This window comes from Rhodococcus sp. UNC23MFCrub1.1 (assembly GCF_000686025.1).
GTDB lineage: Bacteria > Actinomycetota > Actinomycetes > Mycobacteriales > Mycobacteriaceae > Rhodococcoides.
In genome coordinates, this window is sequence record NZ_JMLQ01000003.1 from 174,243 (window position 1) to 189,659 (window position 15,417).

16 protein-coding genes are annotated in these 15,417 nt (G+C 68.6%); 10 read left to right on the forward strand and 6 right to left on the reverse strand.

The window, feature by feature from the left end:
* Nucleotides 1-155: 155 nt before the first annotated feature.
* Nucleotides 156-1,202 (forward strand): recombinase RecA, encoded by a 1,047-nt coding sequence (gene recA, locus BR07_RS0108755; RefSeq protein ID WP_027505126.1) that lies wholly within the window; start codon nt 156-158, stop codon nt 1,200-1,202.
* Nucleotides 1,203-1,219: 17 nt separating this feature from the next.
* Nucleotides 1,220-1,861 carry a regulatory protein RecX gene (locus BR07_RS0108760; protein WP_081821175.1) on the forward strand — a complete coding sequence of 214 codons (642 nt, stop codon included), beginning with the start codon at nt 1,220-1,222 and terminating at the stop codon, nt 1,859-1,861.
* Between the two features lie 4 nt (nt 1,862-1,865).
* On the opposite strand, the gene BR07_RS23880 is transcribed toward BR07_RS0108760, so the two are convergent.
* The 4 genes from BR07_RS23880 to gluA all read right to left on the reverse strand — a co-directional run bounded on the left by BR07_RS23880 (nt 1,866) and on the right by gluA (nt 5,152).
* A complete protein-coding gene (locus tag BR07_RS23880; protein WP_081821176.1) occupies nt 1,866-2,789 on the reverse strand; it encodes an amino acid ABC transporter permease in 924 nt (307 codons plus the stop codon).
* On the reverse strand, nt 2,786-3,466 hold the full coding sequence (locus tag BR07_RS0108770; RefSeq protein ID WP_027505128.1) for an amino acid ABC transporter permease: 681 nt from the start codon (nt 3,464-3,466) through the stop codon (nt 2,786-2,788). Before BR07_RS0108770 ends, BR07_RS23880 begins: the two co-directional genes overlap by 4 nt.
* Before the next feature lie 86 nt (nt 3,467-3,552).
* Nucleotides 3,553-4,386, reverse strand: a complete 834-nt coding sequence (locus tag BR07_RS0108775) for a glutamate ABC transporter substrate-binding protein (RefSeq protein WP_027505129.1) — start codon at nt 4,384-4,386, stop codon at nt 3,553-3,555.
* 37 nt (nt 4,387-4,423) lie between these two features.
* Nucleotides 4,424-5,152 carry a glutamate ABC transporter ATP-binding protein GluA gene (gene gluA / locus BR07_RS0108780; protein WP_027505130.1) on the reverse strand — a complete coding sequence of 243 codons (729 nt, stop codon included), beginning with the start codon at nt 5,150-5,152 and terminating at the stop codon, nt 4,424-4,426.
* Nucleotides 5,153-5,336: 184 nt separating this feature from the next.
* Between gluA and miaB the strand changes: the two genes are divergently transcribed.
* Nucleotides 5,337-6,878: a tRNA (N6-isopentenyl adenosine(37)-C2)-methylthiotransferase MiaB gene (gene miaB / locus BR07_RS0108785; protein WP_027505131.1), complete on the forward strand. Its 1,542-nt coding sequence runs from the start codon at nt 5,337-5,339 to the stop codon at nt 6,876-6,878.
* Nucleotides 6,866-7,447, forward strand: a complete 582-nt coding sequence (locus tag BR07_RS23885; protein WP_037185326.1) for an Rv2732c family membrane protein — start codon at nt 6,866-6,868, stop codon at nt 7,445-7,447. The genes miaB and BR07_RS23885 overlap by 13 nt, the downstream gene beginning before the upstream one ends.
* Before the next feature lie 10 nt (nt 7,448-7,457).
* Here BR07_RS23885 and BR07_RS23890 read toward each other — a convergent pair whose 3' ends face one another.
* On the reverse strand, nt 7,458-8,915 hold the full coding sequence (locus BR07_RS23890) for a DUF349 domain-containing protein (protein ID WP_051613197.1): 1,458 nt from the start codon (nt 8,913-8,915) through the stop codon (nt 7,458-7,460).
* 155 nt (nt 8,916-9,070) lie between these two features.
* Here BR07_RS23890 and BR07_RS0108805 point away from each other — a divergent pair, with 155 nt between their 5' ends.
* The 6 genes from BR07_RS0108805 to BR07_RS23900 all read left to right on the forward strand — a co-directional run bounded on the left by BR07_RS0108805 (nt 9,071) and on the right by BR07_RS23900 (nt 15,023).
* Nucleotides 9,071-9,793, forward strand: coding sequence for a hypothetical protein (locus tag BR07_RS0108805; protein ID WP_081821177.1), 723 nt, complete (start codon nt 9,071-9,073; stop codon nt 9,791-9,793).
* Entirely contained in the window at nt 9,790-10,704 is a 915-nt protein-coding gene (miaA, locus tag BR07_RS0108810; RefSeq protein ID WP_197027758.1) for a tRNA (adenosine(37)-N6)-dimethylallyltransferase MiaA, read from the forward strand. Before BR07_RS0108805 ends, miaA begins: the two co-directional genes overlap by 4 nt.
* Complete coding sequence (locus tag BR07_RS23895; protein WP_037185334.1) at nt 10,701-11,555, forward strand: TrmH family RNA methyltransferase; 855 nt, start codon at nt 10,701-10,703, stop codon at nt 11,553-11,555. The genes miaA and BR07_RS23895 overlap by 4 nt, the downstream gene beginning before the upstream one ends.
* A 4-nt stretch (nt 11,556-11,559) precedes the next feature.
* Entirely contained in the window at nt 11,560-12,432 is an 873-nt protein-coding gene (gene dapF / locus BR07_RS0108820) for a diaminopimelate epimerase (RefSeq protein ID WP_027505134.1), read from the forward strand.
* 84 nt (nt 12,433-12,516) lie between these two features.
* Nucleotides 12,517-13,980, forward strand: a complete 1,464-nt coding sequence (gene hflX, locus BR07_RS0108825; protein WP_027505135.1) for a GTPase HflX — start codon at nt 12,517-12,519, stop codon at nt 13,978-13,980.
* Nucleotides 13,977-15,023 (forward strand): hypothetical protein, encoded by a 1,047-nt coding sequence (locus tag BR07_RS23900; protein WP_155956973.1) that lies wholly within the window; start codon nt 13,977-13,979, stop codon nt 15,021-15,023. The genes hflX and BR07_RS23900 overlap by 4 nt, the downstream gene beginning before the upstream one ends.
* A gap of 65 nt (nt 15,024-15,088) precedes the next feature.
* Here the strand turns inward: BR07_RS23900 and BR07_RS0108835 are convergent, their stop codons facing one another.
* The gene (locus BR07_RS0108835) at nt 15,089-15,346 is read right to left on the reverse strand and encodes an HPr family phosphocarrier protein (protein ID WP_027505136.1); all 258 of its coding nucleotides are present in this window, start codon (nt 15,344-15,346) and stop codon (nt 15,089-15,091) included.
* Nucleotides 15,347-15,417 lie beyond the last annotated feature (71 nt).

The window sequence follows — 15,417 nt, forward strand, 5'->3', positions numbered from 1 at the left end:
GTCGCTGGGTATCGAACACCTGTTCGCTTATAGTCGTGTGCAGAGTCGACGGGAATCGCACGGCAGCGGTTCTTGTCGGTACCCCCCTCTACCTTGGCGACAGATCGACGGGGTACAGACGCTTCGGGGACAAGAACTTCGAGAAGGAGACCATGATGGCTGCAGCTGCATACGATCGGGACAAGGCGCTCGATCTCGCGCTCGCGCAGATCGACAAGAACTTCGGCAAGGGGTCGGTCATGCGTCTCGGCGACGAGGCCCGTGTGCCCATCGCCGTCATCCCCACGGGTTCGATCGCGTTGGACGTCGCGCTCGGCATCGGCGGACTCCCGCGCGGCCGCATCGTCGAGGTCTACGGCCCGGAGTCCTCGGGTAAGACGACGGTCGCGCTCCACGCGGTCGCCAACGCACAGGCCGCCGGCGGCATCGCCGCGTTCATCGACGCGGAGCACGCCCTCGATCCGGACTACGCCGCCAAGCTCGGTGTCGACACCGACGCGCTGCTGGTCTCCCAGCCGGACACCGGTGAGCAGGCGCTCGAGATCGCGGACATGCTGATCCGGTCCGGTGCCATCGACATCCTGGTCGTGGACTCCGTGGCAGCCCTGGTTCCCCGTGCCGAGATCGAGGGCGAGATGGGTGACAGTCACGTCGGTCTGCAGGCCCGCCTGATGAGCCAGGCCCTGCGCAAGATCACCGGCGCCATCAGTTCGTCCGGCACCACGGTCATCTTCATCAACCAGCTGCGCGAGAAGATCGGCGTCATGTTCGGCTCGCCCGAGACCACGACGGGCGGTAAGGCGCTGAAGTTCTACGCATCGGTGCGCCTGGACATCCGTCGTATCGAGACGCTCAAGGACGGAACCGACGCAGTCGGTAACCGCACCCGCGTCAAGGTGGTCAAGAACAAGGTGTCGCCGCCGTTCAAGCAGGCCGAGTTCGACATCCTGTACGGCAAGGGCATCAGCAAGGAAGGCTCGCTCATCGACATGGGTGTCGAGCACGGCTTCGTGCGCAAGTCCGGCTCCTGGTTCACCTACGAGGGTGATCAGCTGGGCCAGGGCAAGGAGAACGCACGCAAGTTCCTGCTCGAGAACACCGACATCCGTGACGAGATCGAGAAGAAGATCAAGGAGAAGCTCGGCATCGGTGCAGACGTGCGTACGCCCGACGAGGCCGTCGCTGCTCCGGTCGACTTCTGACAGCAGGTCTCTCGACTGTGAACGACGACGAGTTTCCGGACTCGCGTGCACCGGGCGCCCGACGTACGTCGGGCGCCCGGTCCCGTTCCGGCCGCCGATCGGGCGAGACGCCGCCCCCGGGCGGGGGCACGGCGGTGCAGGCCAAGGATGCCGCGTTGCGGTTGCTCACCGATCGCGCCCGGAGCCGCGCCGAGCTCGAACAGCGGTTGGCCGCCAAAGGATTCACGGACGAGATCATCACGTCCGTGCTCGACAGGCTGACCGAGATCAAGCTGGTCGACGATCGCGACTTCGCGCATCAATGGGTCCGCTCGCGACACACGTACTCGGGCCGAGGCAAGCAGGCGCTGCGCAGAGAACTACGCACCAAGGGCATCGATCCGGTGCTGGCCACCGAGGCACTCGACATGATCGAGCCCGAGGACGAGCGGGAGCGTGCGCGCGAACTGGTCGTCAAGAAGCTCCGAGCCCCGGCTCTGCTGTCCGCTCTGAACGAGGAGATCGAGGATCCGCGGGAGCGGCGTGCGCAACGCGACAAGGTGGTGCGCAAGCTCGTGTCGATGCTCGCGCGTCGCGGGTTCGCCCAGGGCATGGCCTTCGACGTGGTTCGGACAGAACTCGAGGCCCTCGGAAACGATTCCGAAGGCCTCGAGTACTAGAACGTCAGACTGTCGCGCCACCCATGGCGGCACCCTGATCGACAGGAACCGGACTCTTCTTCGCTCGTCGCAGTCGCTTCTCCACCTTCGTGGCGAGGTACGTCAGCAGCGAGTTCAGGATGATCATGATGATGGCCACGATGATCAGCGCCGGCAGGAAGTTGCCGTAGAAGGCACCGACCTGCTGGCCCGACCGGACCACCTCGACATAGCCGATGATGTAGCCCAACGCGGAGTCCTTCAGCGCCACCACCATCTGCGAGATGATGGCCGGCAACATCGCGGTCACGGCCTGGGGAAGCAGGATCATGCGCATGATCTGGCCCTTGCGCAGGCCGATGGCCATGGCCGCCTCGGTCTGACCCTTCGGCAGGGACTGGATGCCCGACCGCACGATCTCGGCGATGACCGAGCCGTTGTAGAGCGTCAGGCCCGTCACCACCGCGGCCAGGGCCAGGTAGCGGGACTTGAACACCTGGTACTCGGCGAAGAACTGGTACAGGAAGATCATCAGGATCAGCACCGGGATGGCGCGGAACAGTTCGACGAAGAATCCGGCGACCAGCCGCACCGGGCGGTGGTCCGACAGGCGCGCGATGCCCAGGACCGCGCCCAGGATCAGCGCCAGCACGATCGACAGCCCCGCGGCGACCAGGGTGCCCTGGATGCCGGGAACCAGGTACGTCGTCCAGGTCGAGGACTCGGTGAAGGGACTCCACTTCTCCGACGTCAACTGGCCTTTCTCGTCCAGCTTCGCGTAGATCACGTACGCCGCCAGCAGTACCAGGACGAGCACGACGGCCGAGATGATGTGATTGCGCACCTTGGCGCGGGGCCCCGGAGCGTCGTAGAGAACGGTGGCGCGTTCGGCGGAGGCGACCTTCTTGGGCGGTGCCTCGGTGCTCAGAGGTGCGTTCGCTGTGGTCATCGGGCAACCGCCAATCGCTTGCCGAGGTAGCCGAAGAAGAGGCCGGTGGGGAAGGTCAGGATGACGAAGCCGAGCGCGAAGATACCGCCGACGACGAAGATCGCCGCCTCGTTCTCGATCATTTCCTTCATCAGGATGGCCGCTTCGAGGACGCCGATCGCCGCGGCGACGGTCGTGTTCTTCGTCAGGGCGATGAGCACGCTGCCCAGCGGGCCGATGACCGCACGGAACGCCTGGGGGAGCACGATGAAGCGCAGGTTCTGCGAGAACGTCAGACCGAGCGAACGCCCGGCCTCCGCCTGACCGACGTTCACGGTGTTGATTCCGGACCGCAGCGACTCGCACACGAACGAGGCCGTGTAGATGCTGAGACCGAGAACGGCGAGCCGGAAGTTGTTGTCCGCCTGGCCGGTCGGGGACGCCTGATCGGCGAGCGTGACGCCCAGGGTCTGGTAGAGGCCGAAGGCGCAGAACAGCAGGATCAGCGTGAGCGGGGTGTTGCGGAAGATGGTGACGTAGGTGGCACCGATCCACCGCGCGACGGGAACGGGGGAGACCCGCATCGCCGCGAGCAGGGTGCCGAGGACGAGAGCGCCGATGGCGGAGAGCACCGTCAGCTTGATCGTCATCCAGAACGCGTCGAGGAGTTCGGGCGCGTAGTCACTCAGTATGTCCACCGGCGACTCCTTCCGAGAGCGGTGACGAGTCGAACGGGCGGTTCACCGGTGTGAACCGCCCGTTCGGGTCTCGCGAAGAGTGGTGATCAGTAGCGATCGACGGTCGGCTGTGCGGGCAGCGGGTACCCGGACGGTCCGACGGTGTCCTCGAATGCCTTCTGCCACGACCCGTCCTCGATCATGGCGTCGATCGCGTCGTTGATCTTGGTGCGGGTCTCGTCGTCGCCCTTGGCCAGGCCGATGCCGTAGCGCTCCTCGGTGAACGGCTCGCCGACCACCTTGAGCTCACCCGGGTACTGAGCCGCGTAGCCGGCCAGGATGATGTCGTCGGTCGTGACCGCGTCGACGGCGCCGTTGCGCAGTGCCTCGACACAGGCGGAGTAGGTGTCGAACTCCTGCAGCTGCACGTCCTGCGCGTACTGGTCCTTGACCTTCTGCGCGGGGGTGGAGCCGGAGACGGAGCAGAGGCGCTTGCCACCGCTGAGCGACTCGGGGCCCGTGATGTCGGTGTTGCCGTCGGCGACGAGAAGCGACTGTCCGGCGACGAAGTACGGTCCGGCGAAGTCGACCTTCTCCTTGCGGGCGTCGGTGATCGAGTAGGTGGCGACGATGTAGTCGACCTCACCGTTCTCGATCAGCGTCTCGCGCTGCGCCGACGGCGACTCCTTGAACGTGATGTTCTCCGGCGTGACACCGAGCTTGCCGGCGACGTACTTCGCGACCTCGACGTCGAAGCCGCTGAACGAGCCGTCGGGGGTGCGCAGGCCCAGGCCCGGCTGGTCGAACTTGATGCCGACGGTCAGCTTGCCGCTCTCGGCGCTGGACGACGCGCTGGTGGCCTCGTCGCCACCACACGCGGTGGCGGCGAAGGCGAGCGCGAGTGCGGCGACGCCGACACGGGCGGTACGGGTGATTCTCATCGAGATCCTCCAGAAGTTGGGACGAGCGGGTGGGAGATCAGTGACTCAGGATCTTGCCGAGGAAATCCTTGGCGCGATCGGACTTCGGTGTGGTGAAGAAGGTCTCGGGATCGGTGTCCTCGACGATCTGGCCGTCGGCCATGAAGATGACACGGTCGCCGGCGCGTCGGGCGAAGCCCATCTCGTGGGTCACGACCACCATGGTCATGCCCTCCTTGGCCAGCGACGTCATGACGTCGAGCACCTCGTTGACCATCTCGGGATCGAGCGCCGAGGTCGGCTCGTCGAAGAGCATCACCTTGGGGTTCATGGCGAGTGCACGCGCGATGGCGACACGTTGCTGCTGGCCGCCGGAGAGCTGCGCCGGGTACTTGTCGGCCTGGTTGGCGATGCCGACGCGTTCGAGCAGACGCTGCGCGGTCTTCTCGGCCTCGTCCTTCTTCATCTTGCGGACCTTCGTCGGCCCGAGCATGACGTTCTCACGAATCGTCTTGTGCGCGAATAGATTGAAGGACTGGAAGACCATGCCGACGTCCGCGCGAAGAGCGGCGAGCGACTTGCCTTCGGAGGGAAGTGCCTTGCCGTCGACCTCGATGGTGCCCTCGTCGACGGGCTCGAGCCGGTTGATGGTGCGGCACAACGTCGATTTACCCGACCCGGAGGGGCCGAGGACGATGACGACCTGGCCGCTGGGAACGTCGAGTTCGATGTCCTTGAGGACGTGCAGATCACCGAAGTGCTTCTGCACGCCGTGCATCGCGATCATGGGGGCAGACGATGCTGTGGACGAGCGATGTTCGCGCTCGCCGTCAGGGTGGGTCATGGCGATGACCCTAGAGGTAGTTTCCTCCGCCACTGCTCGTTTTGGTGCGGGGACCGCGGATATGTAATGGAAACTTTACTCGGACCGCTCGGTGGGTCGGGTTCGAGCGCCGCCGTACCCTGGAGGGGTGGACACGATCGACACCCAGACCCTGCCTGCGCGGTCCGGGACTGCGCGCACCTACGAGGTGCGCACGTACGGCTGCCAGATGAACGTGCACGATTCCGAACGACTGTCCGGCCTTCTCGAGGAGGCCGGTTACGAGAAGGCCGACTCCGGGTCGTCCCCCGATCTCGTCGTCTTCAACACGTGTGCGGTACGGGAGAACGCCGACAACAAGTTGTACGGCAACCTCGGCCAACTCCGGCCGGCCAAGGACGAGAACCCCGACATGCAGATCGCCGTCGGTGGGTGCCTCGCACAGAAGGACCGCGACGTCGTGGTCACGAAGGCGCCGTGGGTGGACGTCGTGTTCGGCACCCACAACATCGGATCCCTGCCGGCGCTGCTCGATCGGGCGCGCCACAACCAGCGCGCCGAGGTCGAGATTCTCGAGTCGTTGGACGCGTTCCCCTCGACTCTCCCGGCCAAGCGCGACTCCGCCTACTCCGGGTGGGTGTCCATCTCGGTGGGGTGCAACAACACCTGCACCTTCTGCATCGTGCCCGCACTGCGCGGCAAGGAGGTCGACCGCAGGCCGGGCGACATCCTCGCCGAGGTGCAGGCCCTCGTCGACGAGGGCGTGCTCGAGGTGACGCTGCTCGGACAGAACGTCAACGCGTACGGCGCCTCGTTCGCGGATCCCGAGCAGCCGCGTGACCGGGGTGCGTTCGCATCGCTCCTGCGCGCGTGCGGGGAGATCGACGGTCTCGAGCGCGTCCGGTTCACCTCGCCGCATCCCGCCGAGTTCACCGACGACGTCATCGAGGCGATGGCGTCGACGCCCAACGTGTGCCCGACGCTGCACATGCCTCTGCAGTCCGGATCGGACCGCGTGCTGCGTGCCATGCGCCGCTCGTACCGCAAGGAGAAGTTCCTCGGCATCATCGACCGGGTGCGCGAAGCCATCCCGCACGCGTCACTGACGACGGACATCATCGTGGGCTTCCCCGGGGAGACCGAGGAGGACTTCCAGGAGACCCTCGACGTCGTCCGTCGCGCTCGCTTCAGCAGCGCCTACACGTTCCAGTACTCCAAGCGACCGGGAACGCCGGCCGCCGACATGCCGGATCAGGTGCCGAAGGCCGTCGTGCAGGAACGCTACGAACGGCTCGCCGCTCTGCAGGAGGAGATCTCCCACGAGGAGAACCGTCGCGTCGTCGGAACCGAGGTGGAGTTGCTCGTCGCCGACGGGGCCGGACGCAAGAACGCCGTCACCGAGCGGATGAGTGGGCGCACCCGCGACGGGCGACTCGTGCACTTCACCCCGACGGGCGCCATCGACCGCGCCGTCCGGCCCGGCGACGTCGTCGTCACCACGGTGACCGACGCGAAGCCGTACCACCTGGTCGCCGACGTCCCGGTGCGCTCGCACCGGCGCACCACGGCCGGCGACCGACACGAGCGGGGCACGATGCCCCGGACCGCACCGGTCGGTGTCGGGTTGGGGTTGCCGTCCGTCGGCGCCCCGGCGCCCGAGCCGGTCACGACGATGGGATGTTCACTGTGAGTACCGAGCCGACGACCGGGTCCGATCCGGCGGCCGCCGAGAAGCGGATCTCGGGTCGTATCGACCCGGGGGTCCGCGCCGTCGTCGTGGCAGTGGTCGTGTTGTTGCTGCTATTGAGCTTCGCACTGCCGCACACAGGTTCGGCCAACGCGTGGGACGTGCTGGTGCACGACGAGGACGCCGTGGCGGAGTCGGTGGCACTGCCGTCACGCATCTTCGTGTGGCTGACCCTGGTGTTCGCGGTCGGCTTCTCGGCCCTCGCCCTGGTCACTCAACGCTGGGCGCTGGCCTGGGTCGCGCTCTACGGGTCCGGGGTGGCGACGGTGCTGGGCATCCTGGCCATCTGGTCGCGTCAGACCGTTCCCGTCGGCCTCACCGGGGCCGGCCCCGGGCTGGGCCTCGTCCTCGGCTGGTTGCTCGTGGTCGTGCTGGCGTTCCACTGGTTCAAGGTGGTGTGGAACCGCTCCAACGCTCAGTGGGCGGCTGCCGCCGCCCGGCGGGACGCGGCCGTGATGGACGAGGCGCGGCGCGAGAACGTGCTGGACACGTCCCGGCGCCGCGACAACTGATCCTCCGGAGTCACAGACCGCCGAGGGCGCTGTCGGCGGCGTCGGCCCACTCGCGCCACTGCTGTGCCTGCGCACGGGCCTTCTCGGCGTCCTTGGCCTTGCCCGCGGCCTCGGCCTTCTGGGCTTGCTCCTCGAACTGCGCGACCCGCTCGCGGAACTGAGCCGCGCGCGCCATCGCCTCGGGGTCGGTGCGTCGCCACTCGGAGTCGGCGGCGTCGCGGACGCGCTTCTCGATCGCGCGGAGCTTGCCCTCGAGATCGTGCATCTTCTCGCGCGGGACCTTGCCGATGGCGTCCCACTTGTCCTGCAATGTCCGCAGTGCTGCGCGGGCCGCCTCGATGTCCTTGGACGGGTCGATGTGACCGGACTCGGCCAGCAGCCGTTCCTTCGCCTCGGCGTTCTGCTCGAACTCCGCGTTCTGCTCGGACTGAGCCGCGTTGCGTGCCTCGAAGAACACGTCCTGGGCGCCCTTGAACTTCTGCCACAGCGAGTCGTCGGCGTCGCGGGGAGCCCGGCCGGCGGCCTTCCACTCGGTCAGGAGATCGCGGAACACCTGCGCGGTGCCCACCCAGTCGGTGGACGACGACAGTTCCTCGGCCTTGGCGACCAGTTCTTCCTTGCGCACCTTGGCGGCACCGCGTTCGCGGTCGAGATCGGCGAAGTGCGCGCCGCGGCGGCGGTTGAACGCCTCCCGTGCCTTGGAGTAGCGCTTCCACAGGGCGTCGTCGACCTTGCGGTCGACGCCGCGGATGGTCTTCCACTCCTCGAGGATCACGCGAAGACGGTCACCCGCGGCCTTCCACTGCGTGGATTCGCTGCCGATGGTCTCGGCCTCGACGGCCAGCGCCTCCTTGCGTGCCGTCGATTCGGTCCGCTCGGAATCCTTGCGCTTGCGATGCTCGGCGGCGACCTCGTCGGAGTGTTCGATCACGGCCTGCAGGCGGGTCGCCAGCGCGTCGATGTCGCCGATCACAGCAGCGGTGGGCAGGGTCTCGGCGAGCGCGACGGCGGCGGTCTTCGTCTTCTTGGCGTCGCCGGCGCCGGAGGCGAGTCGCGCTTCGAGGAGTGCGACCTCCGTGGCGAGATCGTCGTAGCGGCGCCCGAAGTGTGCGAGGCCCTCGGCCGCGTCACCGGCCTGCCAGGAACCGACCTGCCGCTCTCCGTCGGTGGTACGTACCCACGCGGAACCGTCCTCGTCGACCCGGCCCCAGCGGGACGGATCGGTGACGACCGGGACGACAGCGGGCGTCGTCGGCACGTGGTGTGCAGCCGGATGCGGCGTCGGGTGCGACTCCCCGTCGCCTGTGGACGACGACGGTGCGGACGGATCGGCCGGGGCACTGGGCCGGGTGGGCGCCGGGCGCGGTGCGCCGCCGGGTCGAGGACCCGGTCGGGGCCCCGGCCGGGGAGGTGTGGGGCTCGCCTGCGCCTCGCCGGGGGCGTTCTCGGTCGTCTCGTGCTCGGTCATGGTTCTCTCCGTCTCTGCCGCGCGTCACGGCTGCCTGGCGCTACGTGGTTCTCTGCTCGGTCGTTCTCGGCCCATTCAACCCCCTCCGCGCGTCGGCGACCATGCAAACCCCGAGGGACGCGCGGAAAAGGGACGCCCTCGGACGGTCGACTACCGTGGCGTCCGTGCTGTCCGCCCTCGCCTTCGTCCCGTCGCCTCCGTTGCTGCTCGCGGAGCTCGCCGGTTCCGCCACAGGCGAACTGGACGATCTGCGTGCAGCCGTGCGCGAGGTGTGCGACGACCTGGGGCAGTCCTGTCACGGCTGGATCGGGGTCGGGGTCGGTGCGACCACGACCTGGATCGACGGCGATGCCGCGGGTACGTACGCCGGTTTCGGGGCCGATGTCGTGGTCGGTCTCGCCCCGGATCGCGGGCCTGTCGATCGCGCGATGGAGTTGGCCGCGCTGACCGTCGGGCTGCTCCGCGGGCAGGCTGTTCCGCAGTGGTCGGTCCCCGTACAGCTCGTCGCTCGGAACGCGAGTGTCCAGGACGTGGCGGCAGTGGCGCTCGACCTGCGCGGCCGCGTCGACGCCGCGCCCGGCCCGGTGGGGCTGCTCGTCGTCGGTGACGGGGCGACGACCCTGACCGACAAGGCGCCCGGCGCGTTCGACGACCGGGCCGAGGCGGTGCAGCACGCGATCGACGATGCGCTCGGCAGAGCCGACGTCGATGCGCTGGCGTCCCTGGACCCTGCTCTGTGTGATGCCCTCGGCGTGGACGGGCGGGTGGCATGGCAGGTGGCGGCCACGCTGGTCGGACCCGCACGAGTGGTGCCGCACAGTCTCTTTCGCGGTGCCCCCTACGGAGTCGGGTATCACGTCGCCTCGTGGTCGCTGTGACGCGACCGACACCGGTCGCGGTGATCGGACCCACGGCCACGGGCAAGTCGGCCCTCGCGCTCGATCTCGCCGAGCGCCTCGGCGGGCACATCGTGAACATCGACGCGATGCAGCAGTACCGAGGCATGGACATCGGTACCGCGAAGACGCCGGTGGCGGAGCGTCGCGGCATCCCGCACCACCGACTCGACGTCCTGGACGTCACGGAGACGGCAACGGTGGCGGCGTACCAGGACGCCGCGGTGCGGGAGATCGAGGAGCTGCTCGAGCAGTCCGTCGTGCCCGTCGTCGTCGGCGGATCGATGATGTACGTCCAGGCTCTGCTGGACCGATGGCAGTTCCCGGCCACGGATGCCGCGGTGCGTGCCGAACTCGAGGCCAGGCTCGCCGCCGAGGGGGTCGCGGCGCTGCATCGCGCACTCGCCGAGTCCGATCCGGCGGCCGCGGCATCGATCCTGCCGACCGACGGCCGACGCATCGTCCGCGCGCTCGAGGTGGGACGCCTCACCGGGAAGCCGTTCGCCGCGTCGGCGCCCACCATCGGCGAGCCGCGCTGGGACACCGTCGTCCTCGGCATCGACCGTGACACCGACGAGCTGGACGCGCGCATCGCGGCACGCACCGACGCGATGTTCGCCGAGGGGCTCGTCGCCGAGGTCGAGACCCTCGTGGGTCGAGGACTGCGCGAGGGAGTCACCGCCCCGAGGGCGATCGGCTACGCGCAGGTGCTGCAGCTGCTGGACGGCGAGATCGACGAGGCGGCCGCGCGCGAGGCGACCTTCGTCGGTACCCGTCGCTATGTTCGCCGCCAACGGTCCTGGTTCGGTCGTGATCCCCGCGTGCACTGGCTGCGCGGGGGCGCATCGGACCTGCTGGACGCCGCACTGCGCACGAGGGGAGAACACCGATGAGCGATGCGCTCGTCCTGTCGAGGAACGCGCGGTTCCAGCAGTGGCAGTCCTACCTCGTCACCCGCGGCAAGCGCACCAAGGCGGGAGTCTTCCTCGTGCAGGGAGTGCGGCCGGTGACGCTGGCCGTCGAGCACGAGTGGCCTCTCGAGTCCGTGCTCTATCGAACCGGCGACCCCCTGTCGTCCTGGGCCACGTCGACTGTGGACCGCTGCCGGGCCGCAGGCGTGTCCGCGGTGGGTGTCGCGCCGGAGTTGATGGCGGAGCTCGGCGAACGCGTCGATCAACCACCGGAGGTCCTGCTCCTCGCACGGTCCCGGCTCCTCGATCCCGGCCACTGGACTCCGTCGGGCGACGCGCCGGTGGTGGTCGCGTTCGATCGGCCGACGTCGCCGGGCAATCTCGGCACCCTGATCCGGTCCTCGGACGCCTTCGGAGCGTCCGGGCTGCTGGTCAGCGGGCATGCCGCGGACCCGTTCGATCCCGCGTGCGTCCGCGCGACCACCGGGTCCCTGTTCGCACTCCCCGTGGGACAGGTCGGAGGTCCGGAGCAGGTTCGCGCGATGGTGGACAGGCTGCGGCAGCAGGGCACCGACATGACGATCGTGGGCACCGACGAGACCGGCACGGTGGCAGCGCACGAGCACGACTTCACAGGAGGAACGGTGCTGGTGGTGGGCAACGAGACCCGCGGCATGAGTGCCGCGTGGCGGGATGCCTGCGATGTCGTCGTGTCCATCCCGATAGGCGGCGCGGCGAGCTCCCTCGGAGCACCGTCCGCCGGCGCCGTCGGGCTGTACGAGATCACCCGCCAACGGCTGATCGCGCGGACGTCCGCGCCGGTGGGAGACTGATCCCATGCAGTTCACCAAGGGACACGGAACGCAGAACGATTTCGTCGTGCTGCCGGATCCGGACGCACTCCTCGATCTGAGCGCACACCGTGTGGCGACACTGTGCGATCGCCGAGCCGGGCTCGGCGCGGACGGGGTACTGCGGGTCGCCCGCAGCGGTGCTCTCGTCGACCGCGGCGTGCTCGACGCGCTGCCCGAGGGCGTGTCCGCCGGCGACTGGTTCATGGACTACCGCAACGCGGACGGGTCCATCGCGGAGATGTGCGGCAACGGTGTCCGGGTGTTCTCCCATTACGTTCGTGCGGCCGGTCTCGTGGACTCGGACGAGTTCGTCGTCGGATCGCGCGCCGGCGGAAAACCGGTCACCGTGCACTCGCACGACGCCACCGACGCCGTGGTCACCGTCGAGATGGGCACCCCGCAGGTCTTCGAGACCTCCGACACCGAGGTCGACGGCAGGTCCTTCACGGGCATCGGCGTCGACGTCGGCAATCCGCACCTGGCCTGCGTGTCCGCCGATCTCGATGCGGAGACCCTCGGCGACCTCGACCTCACGGCGCAACCCACCTTCGACGGTGCGGTGTACCCGCACGGGGTCAACATCGAGTTCGTCACCGTGCCGAAGGACGGTGCGGTGAGCATGCGTGTCCACGAGCGCGGCGTGGGGGAGACCAGATCGTGTGGCACGGGCATCGTCGCCGCCGCGGTCGCGGCCCTGCGCTTCGACGGGTCCGGCGACGGCGAGCTGGCCGTCCACGTTCCCGGTGGTGTCGTGTCGGTGCGCGTGTCGAACGGTTCCGCGTCGATGCGGGGGCCGTCGGTGCTGGTGGCGTCGGGGGAGCTGTCGGACGCCTGGTGGGCGGGGCTGGAAGCGTGACGGCCGGGGTGCGGGTATTCCCCGCGACACGGTTGCGTAAATGACAGTGCACGTCAGGACGTTCTCGTGGATCATGGGTCTCGTATGACGACAACGAATGCAGCGGCCGACAGGGCCGACACGACAGGTTCCTCCCACAGCGACGGGTTCGAGCAGGACGCCGAGTGGTCCACCGGCGACATGCAGCTCGACGATCGCAGCGCACTGCGCCGTGTGGCCGGACTCTCCACCGAGCTCACCGATGTCACCGAGGTCGAGTACCGCCAGTTGCGGCTCGAGCGCGTGGTGCTCGTCGGTGTCTGGACCAGCGGTTCCGCCGAGGAGGCGGAGTCCAGCATGACCGAACTCGCGGCTCTGGCCGAGACGGCGGGTTCCGAGGTGCTCGAAGGGCTGGTGCAGCGTCGCGACCGACCCGACGCCTCGACCTACATCGGCTCCGGCAAGGCGAAGGAACTGCGCGAGGTGGTCATCGCGACCGGCGCGGACACCGTCGTGTGCGACGGTGAACTCACGCCTGCGCAGCTGACGGCACTGGAGAAGATCGTGAAGGTGAAGGTCATCGACCGCACCGCGCTGATCCTCGACATCTTCGCTCAGCATGCCTCCTCCCGCGAGGGCAAGGCGCAGGTCGCCCTGGCGCAGATGGAGTATATGCTTCCGCGTCTGCGCGGCTGGGGTGAGTCCATGTCGCGTCAGGCGGGTGGCCGCGCCGGCAGCAACGGCGGTGTGGGCCTGCGTGGTCCCGGTGAGACGAAGATCGAGACCGATCGTCGTCGCATTCGCGAGCGCATGGCGAAGCTACGTCGCGAGATCCGGGGCATGAAGCAGGCCCGCGACACCAAACGTGAGCGCCGGCTGCAGGGCAACGTGCCGTCCATCGCCATCGTCGGCTACACCAACGCGGGGAAGTCGTCGCTGCTCAACGCGTTGACCGGATCCGGTGTGCTGGTGCAGAACGCACTGTTCGCGACCCTGGATCCGACCACGCGCAAGGCGACGCTCGAGGACGGCCGCGAGTGCGTGCTCACCGACACCGTCGGCTTCGTCCGCCACCTGCCGACCCAGCTGGTCGAGGCGTTCCGCTCCACGCTCGAGGAGGTGACGGACGCCGATCTGCTGCTGCACGTGGTGGACGGGTCCGACCCGCTCCCCATCGGGCAGATCGAGGCGGTCCGCGAGGTCATCGTCTCGGTGGTGCGCGAGCAGAACGCCGCGGCGCCCGAGGAACTGATCGTGGTCAACAAGATCGACGCCGCGGATCCCGTCACGCTGACGCAGCTGCGGGGCCTGCTGCCGGGTGCGGTCTTCGTGTCCGCGAAGACCGGTGAGGGCATCGAGGAGCTGCGGACACGACTCGGCGAGCTGGTCCGCCCGCCCGAGGTGTCGGTCAGCGTCCTGCTGCCCTACGACCGCGGCGACCTGGTGTCGCGCATCCATGCGGACGGACGGATCTCGAGCACGAGTCACGAGAGCGGCGGTACGCGCATCGACGCGACCGTGCCGACGGCGCTGGCCTCGATACTCACGCGATACGCCCACAGCGCGTGAGCCGTCGGTTCGCGCCGGTGCTCGGCGCTGCCGTGGTGGCGCTCGTGGCAGCGTCTCCCGCGGCGGCGCAGACCGAGGCACCGGATGCGGAGCCGTACTGTGTGCCGACCGATCCGGGACTGTCCGAACTCTCGGGTATGACGGTGCTCGACGGGACGGTGTACGCGATCGGGGACAGCGGCGCCGACGACCGTGTCGCGCGCCTCGACTCCGAGTGTGCTGTCGCGGAGTGGCTTCCGAATCCGGTGGATCCGTACGACGTCGAGGATCTCTCGTCGTTCGAGGGGTCGTTGTGGCTCGCGGACATCGGCGACAACGACCGTCGACGCGACGCCGTGGCCCTCACCCGGATGGATCCTGCGGCCGGTGGTGCCGGTGAACTGCACCGGCTCACCTATCCCGACGGTGCGCACGATGCCGAAGCACTCCTCATCGGGCCCGACGGCCGTCCCGTCGTCGTCACGAAGGACGGTCTCGGAACCGGTGCCGTGTACACCGCGGACACGTCGGTGTCCGATCTCCCGAGTCCCGGTCCCACCCCGCTGCGCCGCGTGGCCGACTTCGCGCCGTCCGCGACGACCACACCCGGGGGTCCGCCGCTGCTCGACGGCAGTCGCCTGGTCACCGGCGGCGCCGTGAGCGCCGACGGGTCCATCGCTGCCGTGCGCACCTACACCGATCTGTACATGTGGTCCGTGCGGGACGGTGACGTGGCCGCGGCCTTCGCGTCGGCCCCTGCCCGCGTCGTCGCGCTCCCGCCGCAGCCGCAGGGCGAGTCGATCGCCTTCACCTCGGACGACGAGGTGCTGCTCGGGTCCGAGCAGGGTGTGGACACGGCCGCAGCCCTTCCCGCCGTCCTCGTCCTGCGCGATGTGGCACCCTCCGCCGAGGCCGGCCCGGAGGCCACCGAGACCGCGGACTCCGAAGCACCCGCCGAGCCCTCCGGGTCCATCCTCGTTCCGTTGATCGCCGCCGCGGCGTCGGTCGGTGTGGTCGTGGTGCTCACCCTGTTCTTCGTGCGTCGACTGTTCCGGTCGCGGTAGACACAGAAGCACACATGACGACGGCCCCCACGGTGTGTGGGGGCCGTCGTCGTCTGTGCGGAAGATCAGGCGTCGAGGTCCGACGCGACCAGTGCGGCGACCTTGTCGAGCGTGGCCTGATCGTCGCTGGTGATCGTGACCTCGGTGCCCTTGGTGGCCCCCAGCGTCATGATCATGAGCGCGGAGCCGCCGTCGACGGCCTCTTCGCCCTCCACCTCGAGGGTGACGTCGACGCCGGAGTCGGCGACCGCCTCGGCGATGACGGCGGCGGGACGGGCGTGCAGGCCGATGGCGGATCCGACCGTGACCGTGGTGCTGGGCATCGTGGTGATCTCCTTCTTCGTCAGGTGAGTGCTGGTGTCGATACTGCCAGCTGTGGGGGTGGTGACGTGGG

Excerpts from the sequence above, each read along its gene's own strand:
- BR07_RS23880 (WP_081821176.1), bottom strand. The coding sequence starts at position 2,789 with ATGACCACAGCGAACGCACCTCTGAGCACCGAGGCACCGCCCAAGAAG.
- gluA (WP_027505130.1), bottom strand. The coding sequence starts at position 5,152 with ATGATCGCGATGCACGGCGTGCAGAAGCACTTCGGTGATCTGCACGTC.
- BR07_RS23885 (WP_037185326.1), top strand. The coding sequence starts at position 6,866 with ATGTTCACTGTGAGTACCGAGCCGACGACCGGGTCCGATCCGGCGGCC.
- BR07_RS23890 (WP_051613197.1), bottom strand. The coding sequence starts at position 8,915 with ATGACCGAGCACGAGACGACCGAGAACGCCCCCGGCGAGGCGCAGGCG.
- recA (WP_027505126.1), top strand. The coding sequence starts at position 156 with ATGGCTGCAGCTGCATACGATCGGGACAAGGCGCTCGATCTCGCGCTC.
- dapF (WP_027505134.1), top strand. The coding sequence starts at position 11,560 with ATGCAGTTCACCAAGGGACACGGAACGCAGAACGATTTCGTCGTGCTG.
- hflX (WP_027505135.1), top strand. The coding sequence starts at position 12,517 with ATGACGACAACGAATGCAGCGGCCGACAGGGCCGACACGACAGGTTCC.
- BR07_RS0108835 (WP_027505136.1), bottom strand. The coding sequence starts at position 15,346 with ATGCCCAGCACCACGGTCACGGTCGGATCCGCCATCGGCCTGCACGCC.
- BR07_RS0108775 (WP_027505129.1), bottom strand. The coding sequence starts at position 4,386 with ATGAGAATCACCCGTACCGCCCGTGTCGGCGTCGCCGCACTCGCGCTC.
- BR07_RS23895 (WP_037185334.1), top strand. The coding sequence starts at position 10,701 with ATGAGCGATGCGCTCGTCCTGTCGAGGAACGCGCGGTTCCAGCAGTGG.